This is a genomic window from Priestia sp. USM5, assembly GCF_058323215.1.
In genome coordinates this window covers 2,878,642-2,893,011 of the sequence record NZ_JBSGKN010000001.1, presented here as the reverse complement: position 1 = coordinate 2,893,011, position 14,370 = coordinate 2,878,642, and the positions used below count along the sequence as shown (strand labels likewise).

Genomic DNA, 14,370 nt, shown 5'->3' with positions numbered 1-14,370 from the left:
ATTTAGTGTATTCTTCTATAAGAACTTCATACTTGGAGTTTAAACAATAAGTAAGAACCCCTTTAACATATGGTTAATAGGGGTTTTTAATTTTTAATCCAAATGTGCATCTGATATACAAGCAAAAATCTTTTTTCATACCGAAAATACGAGTTATGTTAAGTAAAACGTAAAGTATTTGATGAAAATAATCAGTTTAACTATTTACTCTTAGTGATGACAAATGGATGGGTGTCACCAAAAAGTTGGCTTACCGACCATAAACCAAAGCATAGTCATTAATAGAATGATATAAATCCAAATAGATCGCTCTAGTTTAGTTGCCAGTTCTTTTTCATTTTGTCCTTCCTCCTTGTACTTTCGAAGTGTTGGTGAAAAAGCACGGGCCAGAAAGAACAAGGAGCAAAAAAGGAAAATCAGTGTCATTATAATCCACGGCGTAGTCCACGTCCATGGGCCACACATAACGAGGAGTATCCCTGTGATAACAAGAACATGGCCCGTATGTTTTGCGAGCCTAACAACAGATTGAAATGTGATCAAATAGGCATTCATTTCTTGTTCTCTTGAACTATGTAATTTTTTAACAATTGGCAAGAGAATAAAGAAAGGACCAATCGATAAAATGACACTAGAAACATGAATATATACTAATATACGGTACAACAAATCCATTTCTTTTACCTATCAATCGTTAACTAATCTGAACTCATGCACCCATACCCTCATTTGCGGAAGCCAAGGCATCCCAGGATGATAAGACAAAATAGATTGTTTATATTCCTCTACTGTAGCATAGCCTTCCTGGCGAGCATTTTCATCGGTTAATTCACCTAGTGATTGAGAATAAACTCGTTCCACTACAAATTTTTGATCTTCTAAAACCATTATCTCTCCTACATCAGCATATCTTCCATTTCGGCGAGTTGCTGTTTTGCTGCCTTTGATTACTTTATTTACATCATCCGGCATTGTTACAAGTCGATCGATTGTACATGTTTTTGGTGGCAATTCATTTTGTGCTTCATGGTTACTCATTAAAAAAACTCCTTTCATATCTTGTCTCGTATTTAATGTATCATATTTTTAACGACGAATTTCATTTGAATTTATTAGGTGGAAATTTTCTCTAATAAATCTATTATAATTTATCCCTTTTCTTATTCGATAGTCCAAGTACATAACATAATGTATATAAGAGAATGAATTATTCTTTGTTCGTATAATAAGGGTTATTTTATAGATTGAAGTTTCAATAACTGTAAGTATTAAAGGTATAAACCTACTTTTTACAAAAAAGATATTTCTTTGGCTGGTTTGTACAAAACTTTCTCCTTTACAACTAGATGCGTTTATTGTATGATTACACAACAGGAACATTTGTTCGATATTAAGGGTTTAGAGATAAATAAAGGAACAACAGAATAAACCAAGACAGTTAAACACAAAATTTTCTCGCACGGAGCAAAAACATTTGAGCCAATCCTTATTATTTATCCACATACATTGTCGTTTACTGTAAACGTACTAACAATCGGAGGTTTTAAATTATGAATGATAAACAAGCAGCACTAGATATGGCTCTAAAACAAATTGAAAAACAATTCGGTACAGGATCAATTATTAAGATGGGGGAAGGCACACATACAAAAGTTGAGGCATCTAGCTCAGGTTCATTAGCTTTAGATATCGCTCTTGGGATTAATGGTTATCCAAAAGGAAGAATCATGGAAGTGTACGGACCCGAAAGCTCAGGTAAAACAACAGTTTCCTTACATGCGATTGCAGAAGTACAAAAAAATGGAGGTCGAGCTGCCTTTATTGATGCTGAACACGCACTTGATCCAGTTTACGCAAGAAAACTAGGTGTAGATATTGATGAGTTACTGTTATCTCAACCAGATACTGGTGAGCAGGCACTTGAAATTGCTGAAGCATTAGTTAGAAGTGGTGCTGTAGATATTATTGTTGTTGACTCAGTAGCAGCATTAGTTCCTCAAAAAGAAATTGAGGGAGAAATGGGAGATTCTCACGTAGGTCTACAAGCTCGTTTGATGTCTCAAGCCCTTCGTAAACTATCTGGAGCAATTAATAAGTCTAAAACCATTGCTATCTTCATCAACCAAATCCGGGAGAAGGTAGGCGTTATGTTTGGAAATCCTGAAACAACGCCAGGCGGAAGAGCGCTAAAATTCTATTCTTCCGTTCGCCTTGAGGTTCGCCGCGCTGAACAACTTAAACTGGGAAATGACATAGTTGGTAACAAAACAAGAATTAAAGTAGTCAAAAATAAGATGGCACCTCCTTTCCGCATTGCTGAAGTAGATATTATGTATGGAGAAGGTATCTCAAGAGAAGGAGAAATCTTAGATATTGGTTCTGAAGTAGATATTGTTCAAAAGTCTGGATCTTGGTTTTCTTATAATGGGGAACGTTTAGGGCAGGGACGAGAAAACGCTAAGGTTTTCTTAAAAGAAAACCCTGAAATCAGAGAAGAAATTAGAAAAAACATTATTGATTTTAAATATGGTAATACTGACAACGATAATGATATTGATAACGATAGCGATAGTGAAAACGAAAGCTAATAAAAGCTTAAAATGCCTTTCCCGGCAGCTTCAAGCCCATCCATTTCACTGATTTCACTTCATTATTTTGGTCATTTTATGCGATTTATAGTAGCCAGCAGGGAGCTGATATTGTCTTAATTCAAAAGGAGCTTGGCCACAGTGATCGTAAAATAACGGAACGTTATCTAGAAAAAGGTTTTGCAGAGAAAACAAAAAATTGGGCTACTGTGGAAGGAACAAGATTTCTAATTGAGATACTGTTGTCTAAAGCGCTATACTAGACTTTTTATTGCAATCTCTTTAAACAGAAAAATTCTTATAGCAAACAAACAGAACCCTATTTAATTAAATAGGGTTCTGTTTAATTAGATCAAGGTCTATGGAAGTTGACCGTTTTCTCATCGTCCCCCGTGCGTTCAAACCAACCTCTAAAGGCCCAGTTATCATAACCTCCATCACCTTCATTAATAAACGTTCCTTCTTCAAATATCCAGACCCCGAACGTGATACCATCATAATCTACGGTATCAAAATATTGTACACCTTGTAACTGGTCGGAATTATAACCTTGACTTAAATTCATTACTATCACATTATACTGCTGACCCGATTCAAAGAAAGCTTTTTCCATCGCTCCCTTAACAAAACCACTTCGATTGTCGGCAGTTTTAGCCGCATCTGCAATCGCTTGTCCTATGGCTACTGGATCAATCGCTACGTCTCCTCCAACTTCTGCAGCTTCTGCGGAGTCAGCAGAACCTCCTAAATTCGGTAGAGCTAATGGCGTCGCTAACATAGCTAAACCTACAGCAGAAGCTACAACAGCTTGTTTCGCTCTTCTCATTTGATCTCCTCCTATTTTAGTTGATTCTTAGAACAAACACCCTTTTTATGAATATTAAAACAAAAATTCCATAATTAAGTATATATAGGGGGGCAAAAAAGTAAAATAAAGGTTTGAAAAAACCTGAAAATAATCTCGATCTATTGAAGATTCAGATAGGTTAAACGTACATTTCAGTAAAGACTTTTATAAAACGTCACTTACTTATTTGTTACTGAGTTGCTCTGCCAAACCGATTAAAAGTCCTTCTACTCCACGAATGTAGCAGAGACGATACGAGTCCTCGTACTGAACCACTTCGCCAACGAGCTGAGCGCCATATCTAGTAAGTCTGGACACCATTTCGTCAATGTCTTCAACAGTGAACATGACGCGTAGATAGCCGAGAGCGTTTACAGGAGCATTCCGGTGATCTGATATAGTAGGTGGGCTGAGAAATCGCGAAAGTTCAATCCGACTGTGACCATCCGGGGTAACCATCATCGCAATCTCTACACGCTGAGAACCCAATCCCGTTACGCGGCCACCCCATTGACCTTCGACGGTGGCCCGCCCTTCGAGACTCAAGCCAATCTCCTTAAAGAAAGAAATTGCGTCATCAAGGGATTCTACAACGATGCTGACATTGTCCATTCTTAGTAGGTTGTTTTTTTCCATAGTTTTATCTCCTTATGTGTAAAATTTTATTATCTGTCCATTTTCATAATCATTCTATTTAAAAGTTACAAATTCCTTTCAAACAAAACATTCCTATCCTGTCACTAGGCCATATTTGTTGTATACTTTATATTCTTTGTAGAAAAATGATCTATTTGTCATTAATACACGAAGTACTTTATCATTTACTTAACTAATTAATGAAAAAATGGGTGTAATAATAATTCTAAAGAGTGTATAGTAAAGAATAATTTTTCATTATATGTCTGAGAGGTGGGATTGTTATGGAAAAGCTAGAATATGAATGGGTAAAACAAGCACGACAAACTTTATTAGAGCAGTGTAGAGAATTGAGTGAAGGTGACTTGACGAAAGAGTTTGCATTTGGTTTTCAAAATATTAGAGATTCTCTAGTTCATGTGGCAGGTTGCTACCATGCTTGGTTAGGTTCTTTTGTGCTTTCAGAAACATCATCACCACTATTCACAAAAGAAGTAATTAATACTATGAAAATAGACGATATTCAGCATTATTTTCAACAGGCTGATAGATATGTAGAAAAAGTATTGGAGCAATTCACAGATAAATTTGATGAGTCTATCGAAAAAGAACTTGCTTGGAGAGCAAACAGTGGTTTTGTAAGAAAGACACCTCGTCAATTGCTTACCCATTCAATTACTCACGAATCACATCATAAAGGACAAATTGTAGTTATGTTACGTCTATTAGGGCATACACCTAAAAATACGGACATATTGGGATTACCTGAAAAAGAACCTTTCAAATAATAAATTAAGAAATCATTTCACGAAGAGCATATTTGCAGTCCTAGCTTATATTTGGATGTTCCAAGAGGCCGTGATTGGGCTTCCTGAAATTGTGCAAAACATCTCGCGTGTGCTGGATATTGGTGAACGTGTTGCTGAAGACGTTCACAGCTAGAATCACAAAAATTTAACCAACCATCGTTGTTACGCTATCCACTAAATTATTGTTGTTGTCTTTTCAGAGAAATAAATCCATAAATATAAGTTGGAGGGTTTTAATGAAAAAAAATATTTCTTCTAATGGACTCTGAGGAAAAGGTATCTTCTTATTTCATCTAGATAACGGAATGAGCGTTAAATTCAGTGGTATTTAGTAATATCAAGTTGGGAAAATTTGTAGAAAAAGAACTATTTTGTCGTCACTAAGTGTAAATAGTAAAAAATAAATAATAAATAAAATACTTTATCAATTACTTAACTAAAAAAACTTAAGTAAGGTTGCTTTTTAAAAACAGAGTCATCACAATGTTTATTTTTAAAGTTATATGTATATGAATCTACAAATCTGGCCAGACTAATAACGTATTCCCAACAGAACAACCTCCTGTACAGGAGGTTGTTCTGTTTTATAAATTATATACTTAGTTACCATCAACCAGCTTATTGGAACAAAAAGGGCATCTATCTATATAGTCGCCCTTTTTTATTTTACTGGCTTGCTTATTTATTAAAAGAACCACATAACTTATAACTGTTCCAAACATATTAAGTAGAACATCGTCTATATCTAAGCTACGTCCCATGAAATATTGAATAAATTCAATTAAACATGTAACAGATAAATCTAAGATTGTTACTTTTTTTACTTAACGAAACTTTCTTGATAGGGGTTTATTTTTATAGAATCCTTCAAAAAGGTTGCTATAGACCCACTTGAACTTGCTTTGTTAGGATAAAAGAGAGGAAACATTATGGAGTCCTGTAGTAGATATCTCCATTCTCGCAAATTCCATCTTGGGAGTAGACGCTGCTCATGATATAACAGCTAAAGTAGAGAATACATTAGCATAAGAACACAGTATAGAGGGTGCTAACTTACATGTGGAAACAAGCCAAATAGTAAACATGCCAATTAAAACGAATACATAAAGGGAAGGAATTAATCATATGGAATTAGGATATAAGAAAAACATACAGCTTAAAGATAGAGATTTAAAGTATAAAATAAAAGATAGTGAGGAAACAATTGAATTGATTGTTTTTATTGCACTTTTAAGTGTGATTTTTATTATTAATACTTTCTTTAAATTCTTATAGTCTTTTTTACATGTGATTGTATGAAAAGATATAGTATGTATGTCTGGACGTGCATATTATAGTAAAAAGCCACCTTTACTTCAAATACTAGATGGCTTTTTATTTTATTAACGATAATAATTTCTTTAACACTCTGCAATAGATTTGAATATTTTGTTCGTGAAAATATATCTTTTTAAAAACACAAAAACTCATTCATAATGTAAGAAAGAGCTGGGAAATAATAATTCGTAAAAGTGAGTCATGATTTTTTTGTCTGTTGACCTATACATTTAGTTTATTATCGACAGCAATATTCTTCAGGGTTTACACATATAAAAACACCAAGTTGTATTAGTGATGACCTTCACGTTTGGTGGTAGAGCAAATAGCTGACTCATCATGAGGGTGCTCTTCGTTTTCTAACTGGATAGTTGCATGCTCAATTTCTTGATGTTGAAGTTTGGATTCAATTTCTCTTAATATGACCTGACTTTCCAGGAAACTTATTTGATTATTTAACACCACATGACAGGATAATGCATTTTTCCCACTAGTTATACTCCAAACATGTAAATCGTGGACATTTAGTACACCTTTAACTGCATGAATTGTTTCCATTACTTTTTCTAAAGAGATTCCTTTCGGTGTACCTTCCATTAAAATTCCTATTGTCTGCTTTACAATTTTCCATGCGCCCAAAGCAATTAAGAATGCAATAAGAACACTTAGGATTGGATCTACGATATTCCAGCCAGTGAATAGGATAATAAGTCCTCCGATAATAACTCCTGCCGAAGCCATTGCGTCCCCAATCATATGAAGTACGGCGCTTTTCACATTGATGTTGTCTTCCTTCCTTAAGCCAAGACCTAAGTAAAGGTTCATGGCTAAACCAACAGATGCACTAATAAACATCCATGTACTTCCCACTGGTTGGGGATCCTTAAAGCGATCAATCGCTTCGTATAGTATGACAACAGCAATAACAATTAACGTCATGGCATTAATAAAAGCAGCTAGTATCCCTGAACGGTGATACCCGTAAGTGAAATTTTCCGAAGCTGGCTTTTGGGCTTGGTGCATAGCAAACCACGATAGCCCTATGGCTGCAATATCTGTAAGTACATGTCCAGCATCAGAAAGTAGGGCTAAGCTGTGTGAAATGAATCCTCCAATTAATTCGACTACCAGGATAATTAAAGTAAGAAAAAATGCTAATTTCATTTTCCCAATCGGAGCATGGGAGTGAAATACATCTCCGTGGTCGTGATTGCGGTTGTTTCCCATAAAAATCTCTCCTTGCTGCAAAAACATGATCATTGTTTGAAAAAACGTTATTTCTCTTGTTCTGGATTTCACTAAAAGTAGTTTATTCAAAAAACTCAATGGGTGGATCTTTAAATCCCCGAAAGCCTTATATACTAAAGATTCCTTTTAAGACAGTAGATACAGAATGTTAATTCTTTTATGATGGGATGGTGCTTTTAAGTTCTGGGAAACCCTAACAGAAGCTTCATCATTTAAAGATTTAATTTGACCATTTGTTTTAGTATTTTCAACTTCATCAAAAATCATTTATGAACCTTCATTTGTGTCACTCAAAAGCTGTTTTCAAATCAATCTCATACTTCTTCTTAACAAATCAGAAAAATTTCGGATCGCGATTTTTGAATTTCTTATGTAATATGCTTAATCTTATAAGGATAAAAAAGAGACCTTATAAATTAAGATCTCTAAAATTTTCTATATAAATTTAATGACTATGAAATAGTGAAAGGGAATAGTGATAAATATAAATAATTAGTACTCCTAGCGATATTAATAGCCATACATGTAGGTTTCTGAAGTGACTAATAGCCTTTCCTATTATTTCATGAAAAATAACAAAAGATAGGGTGCCAATTGCTCCTCCGGTCGATAAAGCTTGTATTTTAAGCGAGGAAGCTTGTACACTTTCTCCAAGTAATAAACTCCCTCCCAAAGATAGTGATAGAAGGACTATAATGAATAAAAAGAAGACGTTAGGTATTTTTGCTATGGAGAGAACGGTCATTAGGGCCATACCCTCTGGAATTTGGTGTAAGAGGGTAGCTACGAATACGGAAGTTGACTGATGTAGATCTGTTATCCCAAAGGTAATTCCTGTAATAATATTATGAAAAAAGATTGCAGCCGTTAATAAAATAAGTGACTGAAAAGGTGAAATTGCACTATTTGTTTTATGCAAAAAGAGGTCAATGCATAGCATAACGATATATCCTGCTACGATGCCTAATAGAACGCCTGTTAAATCATACAGATGCCATGTGGAAGGAAGGATATCAAAAAATAACAACCCTAATAAGATTCCTCCACATATCGCATACATAAACTGAATTCTACCTCGTGACAGGTGACTAACTAATTTAAGAAGTCCTCCACCTACTAATAAACCCATTACAGAACCTAAAGTAAATAAGGTATTTATTTCTATATGCATAATTGCTACTTCCTTTCGGCTATATGTTTTTTTACAACTAACCTATTCAAAGGAAGGGCAATCATACCTATGTTTTATAAATGGTTAAAAAAATAAAAGTACATGATATTAACTTTGGAGTGATTTTTAGGTGAATCACTAATAAAAACGGACATACTAACGTTATCTAAAGAAGAGGTGTTACTATGGAATCTCCTTTTGAAATGATAACAGATGTGGATAAGGTGGAAAATGCTTATTATATAGAAGTGAAGCCAGGTGAGTACAATGCAAAGTATTGGAATAAAGAATCGGTCTATTTTGCTGATGAAGCTTTTGCTTATTTCTACACCACGATTTGCAAGTATGTGCCACAGTATCAACCTACCCAAGTGACAGAAATCAAAGCAGAAACATGGCTGAGGATCAGTAATCAGCTGCAAGAACTCGCGTATTTTTTGAGCACCAACCCGCCTATGATTAAACTAAAGAAATGGATTGATTTTAGCAAAGTGGAGGAAACGTACAAACAGTTTGATCATCACAAAAACCAGTACATTCGTGAGTTAATTAACATGATTAACGAATTTACAGTGTGGATAACAAAGGTATGTCAAACACACTCGTATATCACCATTTTGGGCACTTAATGGGAATTGACATTGCTTATTGTAATCTATAAGCTATGCAGAAAGTGAAAGAATTTCTCAAAACGAATATGGCATATTGGATGGAAACCTGAAAAAGAAAACGCGTTAGGTTTCTAGGGACTGGATAATGTCAAATTAATTGGAACTTTTTTATCGACAGCAAGGCACTTTATAATATCTCCAAGCGGTGTATAGTGAAAATTTCACTATATGTCTCAGAGTTGAGATTCTAATGAAACAGTTAGAATCTCAAATGCTGATTATGTTAACTGGGTTTGTATATGTAGTATACATAAGCGCTTAACTGGTTTAATCCCAGACTTTAGGACGATCAACTCCCATTGTTCTTAAATACTGTAAGAGTTGTCCTGCGTGTACGGACTCATGATAACCTATACTCAATAACATATCACCTAAAGAACGAATATAGCCTACATCTGAACGATCTATTTGAATACATGTTAAATCCTCATCTGAAAAGTTATTTAACATCTCTAGAAATTGTTGAGGGTATGTCTCTGCAAATTCTAATTCACTTTTTACAGAAATCAATGGTTTTTTTCAAAAGGAGAGTCAAATTCTTTTAAGATACCTCTATTTTTAATAGCTAGATGATAATAGTATTCTGACTCTAAGACATGTCGAACCATCTCTATGCATGTCATAGCTTCTTTATCTGGCTTCCAATCCAATTCAGTTTGAGGAATTGCTTCCCGTATCTTGATGCTTCTTCTTCTAATCTCTTTTATGTTTAATAATATGATTTCGGTTGTGCTCATGCTTTCTTCCCCCCTTTTTATCTTCTTAGAGAATTTCACCAAATCAAAAAGAGAAACATCTAACTAAACTTCTTTCAAATGTTTATGGTTCTTATAATACGTTGTATGTTAATTAACTCGGCATATTGTATTCATTAATTTATCTTCCTTTACAGTGTATTAAAATGTAATTATAAGGAAAAAGGGGATGTTAATATGCTTACAGAGGGGATTGACGTTAAGAAAACAGAAAAAGAATTAATCATAAAATGGCAACTTGCTAAATTTAATATTGCACTAGAAGATATTATTGAGGTTACGGGAGACGTACGGAGGTAAAGAAGTTGATGCAATCCGTATAGGTCCTCCATATGGAACAACTGATCGAATATTCATTAAAACTAAGAAGCAAAATTACATACTTTTCACTACAAACAGGGCGACAATCATAAACAGAATAAACTCATAATCGATAGTTTTTATGTATAAATAATGGCCATATCTAATCACAGATGTGGTCATTAATATTTAGCTTCACTACCAATAAAGTGCATTATATTAATTACAAATCAAATATCTTATGTATTTTTATTTTTATTTACTTTTAAATACTTTGTAAAGTAAGCAGCGAGTAATAGTAACATCATATTAACAACCCAACTTATTGTACCGTTATAATTTAGCCACATCGATAAAAAACAATTAATGGATATGATATAAAAACATAAACTGGAGAGAAGTTCTTTAGGTTGAAAACCTACCTTTTTTATTCTAGCTCTTAAAATGAAAAAGTAGAGCACAGTTGTTAGTACTAAAAGCGGTATTACTACATGTAACAAATAAAATACACTCCTATTTCTTTATTAATCCTTTAAAGGGTTATTTTACCATATAGTTGAATCTGCGCCAATAACTTGGTTTATAAAAACTAGAGGTATAAAAAAATTAAATAGAACTTAAAAACAAAAGAACCTACCTTTTGGGAGAGGGGGGGGACTTCTTTTGCTCATTAAATAGGAACCCTAGACAGTTGTCTCAGTGTTAACACCTGTCTTCTGTTAATATTCAATACAAAAATGGTTACAGTATTAATTGTTTACAATTGGAAAATAAAACATAATTTATTCTAATTACTAAAAATCACAATGTTATAATAAAATGGGTTTGAAAATATTTAACAACTAAGAGGTGATAAACATGATATTTCTTACTCTGTTTTTACTATTAATTATTGTAGGGTATCCAGTATGGGACTATTTTTATTTAAAGAAAATAAAAAGTAATCAACTAAACAAATGGAGAATGTACGGGGAAATTGTTATTACTCAATGGATATTGGTCATCATATTTCTAGTCTATTGGTTTTTGACTAAACACACGTTTAACAACTTATTTTCTATTAAAAAACCTTTATTTTCTTTAGATAAAGATTTTTTACTGTCTGCGGGAGTGGGGGCAGGAATTAGTATTATAATGATTGTTTTTATGATTTCCTTTTCCAAAAATGCTAGAGAGAAAATTTCCGAAGGATTAAGTGATGAGAGTATTCAATTCCTGTTGCCATCAAACTTCAAGGAAAGGCTGTTTTTTCTTTTGGTAGCAGTTACAGCAGGAGTTTGCGAAGAGATTATTTTTCGTGGTGCAATGTTTCATTATTTCGACCACCTCCCTTTTCATTTATCTACCGTTGCAATTGGAATTATTTCAAGTCTGTTATTTGGAATTGTTCACCTATACCAAGGCTGGAAAGGGGTACTATTCACTTCCTATTTAGGTGGCATTATGTTTTTTCTTCTTGTGGGGACAGGCTCTTTGTGGGTTCCTATCGCACTACATTTCATTATTGATTCGAAGTTTGTCTTTTTGCCTAATAAAAAGAGCCCTTCAAGTGTAATTAAAGAAAATTAAATCACTATTATCAAGAGATACTTGAATAAATTATTATTCAGGTGTTTTTTTATTACTATTCATTTCTACCTTTAAATTGAGTATTGAAGTTTCATAAAATTTCCTTTTTAATGTGTTCTGAGAACAGAATTTATAAAGAGAGCTTTTTATATCGTATATAAAGAATTTACTTAGAAAAATGTTAAAATAAAATCAAAAACCACGGAGAAAAATATATGAACCATGATATTCTACACTCATTTTTAGAAAAACATTTTGAAAGACTAATATTAGGCCCTTCTCTATTTTATTCATGGAAAAATAGCATTCGTTTTGAAATATCGGATCCTTTGATACATTATTATAAGAAGGAACATTTAGAGCAAGCATTTTATCGTTCAATCCGATTATTTGAAGCAGTATTTGAAGAAGAAGATGAGATTCTTCTTGTTACGGATGTACACTCCATAAAAAAAGATATCTTCCTCCAAAAAAGACCTTTAAACGTATATTTAAAATACATAAAAAATAAGGAAAAGCTATATCAATTAAGTCATCATCCTTTACCTAGTGTATTTGATGAGGCAGATGATCAATCTGTCACTCATCGATTTGTACTTTCTTGTAAGAAACCAGAACTAAAATATGTACAACTCTTAAAAGCTATTTGTTATGAAGACTTTGATCATCCATCTAGCATACTTAAAAACAACCCACAAAGTGGTTATGATATTTATTTTGTTAATCTTTCTAAAGAAATCATTTTTCATTTGTATGATGATCGAGGTTGTGATGTATTAGCCTCTAATAAAGAATCTATAAAGTTTCTTTATGAAGAATATAATCATTGGATTTTAGATTATGACCGGGAAGAAATAGATCTTTTATTTAAATAAAAACATTATTAAATGCAGAGTCACTGAACGAAAGGTTACTATATATGCGTAAAAAAGGATCTGTTCTAATAAAAAATGACAACCAACTAAACCATGCAGAATTAGCACAAATAGCATATTGGAAACCAATTACTGTAGGGGAAGTTCTTTATAACTACTGGGATTAAATTTTTACTAAGAAGAAAAGAAATGACTAAAAACGATTTCAAGCTTTACTTTAAAGCGTTAAAATGTTATTCTTTGATTAAAAAAGCACAACCTACATATGGGGTCAGTCCCCTATAGTGGTTTGTGCTTTTTTGTTTTTATAGAAATTATCTTTATCTATTAGAAATCGTTAATCTAGTGGAAACACGATCTTGTTTAGTTTTCATAAGAGAGTAAACTGCTGAAAAAAGTGCTAAAGTAACCATTATACCTGCAACCCAAGGATTCGTTGTAACAGGGTAATGGTTGATTAATATACCTCCAAATCCCGAACCTAAAGCCACTCCAAGATGTAAAAATGAAGTATTTAAACCTAGCTGAATATCAGAAGATTCAGGTGCTGCTTTAGCAAGATAATTTTGTACTGCTGGACTAAGTGCCCAAACTAACGCTCCATATAGTATAACTACAATTAGTAAACTAATTATTGATCCTGTGGCGTATGGTAATACAAATAAAGAAGTTGCAAATAACACGAGAGATATTAAAATAGTTCTAGCTCCTCCAAATTTATCAGAAGACCAGCCACCAATCCATCCTCCTGCTATTCCAGCTACACCAAAAATCAGTAAAACAATACTAATCATGTTTGTTGATAATCCCATTGTAGTTTGAAGAAATGGTGTAAAATAAGTATAAACAGTAAAATGTCCTGTTAACTCTAAAACAGATATAAGATGTATTGAAACAATCTTTTTACTTTTCAATGTAGCTATTTGTTTAAGTAAAGATACCGTAGGTTGTGGAGAAACCTTAGGTAAAAATTTAATAATCCCTAACATAGATATAATACTAAGTACTGCAACTAATAAAAATGTCATTCTCCAACCAAAATTTTCACCAATTATCGTGCCTAATGGTACACCTAACACGAGTGAAGCACTTAAGCCCATAAAAATAATTCCTATAGCACGCCCTCTTAATTCAGCAGCAACTGTATTAGCAGCCATTGTAACGGAGACAACAACTACGATAGAACAACTAGCTGCAAGAATAACCCTAGCGATTAATAAGGCTGTAAAACTCATACTGAATATAGATAAAATATTCCCTCCCAAGAAAATAAGCATGGCTATAAGCAACAATTTACGTCGTTCAATTCGTGAAGTTAAAGCAATAAGTGTAGGTGCTCCAAACGCAAAAACAAAAGAAAAAATGGAAACCAACTGACCCACTGTTCCTACAGAAACATGTAAATCTTCAGCAATCATCCCTAATATACCTGCGATTACTAATTCCACTGTACCGGCAACAAATGTTGTAACTGCTAAAATAAAAATTCCTTTATTCATTGTAAGTCCTCCTGAAATATAAATATAGATTAAAGAATACTCCTTATAGTGCGCTCTAATGCAAGATGTATTTTAGGTATTTCAG

The 14,370-nt window shown here is 33.4% G+C and carries 14 protein-coding genes and 2 pseudogenes; 7 read left to right on the top strand and 9 right to left on the bottom strand.

What is annotated here, in order from left to right; all coding sequences use genetic code 11:
- Positions 1–234: 234 nt before the first annotated feature.
- Entirely contained in the window at positions 235–675 is a 441-nt protein-coding gene (locus ACWATA_RS15555) for a hypothetical protein (RefSeq protein ID WP_432231618.1), read from the bottom strand.
- Positions 676–687: 12 nt separating this feature from the next.
- Entirely contained in the window at positions 688–1,038 is a 351-nt protein-coding gene (locus ACWATA_RS15550; protein ID WP_033579502.1) for an ASCH domain-containing protein, read from the bottom strand.
- A gap of 512 nt (positions 1,039–1,550) precedes the next feature.
- Between ACWATA_RS15550 and recA the strand changes: the two genes are divergently transcribed.
- Positions 1,551–2,588 carry a recombinase RecA gene (gene recA, locus ACWATA_RS15545; protein ID WP_028413795.1) on the top strand — a complete coding sequence of 346 codons (1,038 nt, stop codon included), beginning with the start codon at positions 1,551–1,553 and terminating at the stop codon, positions 2,586–2,588.
- A 352-nt stretch (positions 2,589–2,940) separates the two neighbouring features.
- On the opposite strand, the gene ACWATA_RS15540 is transcribed toward recA, so the two are convergent.
- Positions 2,941–3,414, bottom strand: coding sequence for a stress protein (locus ACWATA_RS15540; protein WP_473049944.1), 474 nt, complete (start codon positions 3,412–3,414; stop codon positions 2,941–2,943).
- Positions 3,415–3,618: 204 nt separating this feature from the next.
- Positions 3,619–4,071, bottom strand: coding sequence for a VOC family protein (locus ACWATA_RS15535; RefSeq protein ID WP_047751219.1), 453 nt, complete (start codon positions 4,069–4,071; stop codon positions 3,619–3,621).
- A 284-nt stretch (positions 4,072–4,355) separates the two neighbouring features.
- On the opposite strand from ACWATA_RS15535, the gene ACWATA_RS15530 reads away from it, so the two are divergent.
- Positions 4,356–4,859, top strand: coding sequence for a DinB family protein (locus ACWATA_RS15530; RefSeq protein WP_028413792.1), 504 nt, complete (start codon positions 4,356–4,358; stop codon positions 4,857–4,859).
- A 620-nt stretch (positions 4,860–5,479) separates the two neighbouring features.
- Here the strand turns inward: ACWATA_RS15530 and ACWATA_RS15525 are convergent.
- Entirely contained in the window at positions 5,480–5,689 is a 210-nt protein-coding gene (locus ACWATA_RS15525) for a VanZ family protein (protein ID WP_081732881.1), read from the bottom strand.
- Between the two features lie 316 nt (positions 5,690–6,005).
- On the opposite strand from ACWATA_RS15525, the gene ACWATA_RS15520 reads away from it, so the two are divergent.
- On the top strand, positions 6,006–6,155 hold the full coding sequence (locus tag ACWATA_RS15520; RefSeq protein WP_155017187.1) for a hypothetical protein: 150 nt from the start codon (positions 6,006–6,008) through the stop codon (positions 6,153–6,155).
- A 333-nt stretch (positions 6,156–6,488) separates the two neighbouring features.
- On the opposite strand, the gene ACWATA_RS15515 is transcribed toward ACWATA_RS15520, so the two are convergent.
- Entirely contained in the window at positions 6,489–7,424 is a 936-nt protein-coding gene (locus tag ACWATA_RS15515) for a cation diffusion facilitator family transporter (RefSeq protein ID WP_473049943.1), read from the bottom strand.
- Between the two features lie 466 nt (positions 7,425–7,890).
- Positions 7,891–8,616 carry a ZIP family metal transporter gene (locus tag ACWATA_RS15510; protein ID WP_473049941.1) on the bottom strand — a complete coding sequence of 242 codons (726 nt, stop codon included), beginning with the start codon at positions 8,614–8,616 and terminating at the stop codon, positions 7,891–7,893.
- A 185-nt stretch (positions 8,617–8,801) separates the two neighbouring features.
- Here ACWATA_RS15510 and ACWATA_RS15505 point away from each other — a divergent pair, with 185 nt between their 5' ends.
- On the top strand, positions 8,802–9,245 hold the full coding sequence (locus tag ACWATA_RS15505; protein WP_033578648.1) for a hypothetical protein: 444 nt from the start codon (positions 8,802–8,804) through the stop codon (positions 9,243–9,245).
- A gap of 309 nt (positions 9,246–9,554) precedes the next feature.
- Here the strand turns inward: ACWATA_RS15505 and ACWATA_RS15500 are convergent.
- Positions 9,555–10,024 (bottom strand): annotated as a pseudogene (locus ACWATA_RS15500) (DinB family protein).
- 195 nt (positions 10,025–10,219) lie between these two features.
- On the opposite strand from ACWATA_RS15500, the pseudogene ACWATA_RS15495 reads away from it, so the two are divergent.
- The 3 genes and pseudogenes from ACWATA_RS15495 to ACWATA_RS15485 all read left to right on the top strand — a co-directional run bounded on the left by ACWATA_RS15495 (position 10,220) and on the right by ACWATA_RS15485 (position 12,786).
- Positions 10,220–10,472: pseudogene (locus tag ACWATA_RS15495) on the top strand (SunI/YnzG family protein).
- Between the two features lie 728 nt (positions 10,473–11,200).
- On the top strand, positions 11,201–11,911 hold the full coding sequence (locus ACWATA_RS15490; RefSeq protein ID WP_049164005.1) for a type II CAAX endopeptidase family protein: 711 nt from the start codon (positions 11,201–11,203) through the stop codon (positions 11,909–11,911).
- Between the two features lie 215 nt (positions 11,912–12,126).
- Positions 12,127–12,786 carry a DUF3885 domain-containing protein gene (locus ACWATA_RS15485; RefSeq protein ID WP_033578649.1) on the top strand — a complete coding sequence of 220 codons (660 nt, stop codon included), beginning with the start codon at positions 12,127–12,129 and terminating at the stop codon, positions 12,784–12,786.
- Between the two features lie 320 nt (positions 12,787–13,106).
- Here ACWATA_RS15485 and ACWATA_RS15480 read toward each other — a convergent pair whose 3' ends face one another.
- The gene (locus tag ACWATA_RS15480) at positions 13,107–14,285 is read right to left on the bottom strand and encodes an MFS transporter (protein WP_033578650.1); all 1,179 of its coding nucleotides are present in this window, start codon (positions 14,283–14,285) and stop codon (positions 13,107–13,109) included.
- Positions 14,286–14,370: the final 85 nt, after the last annotated feature.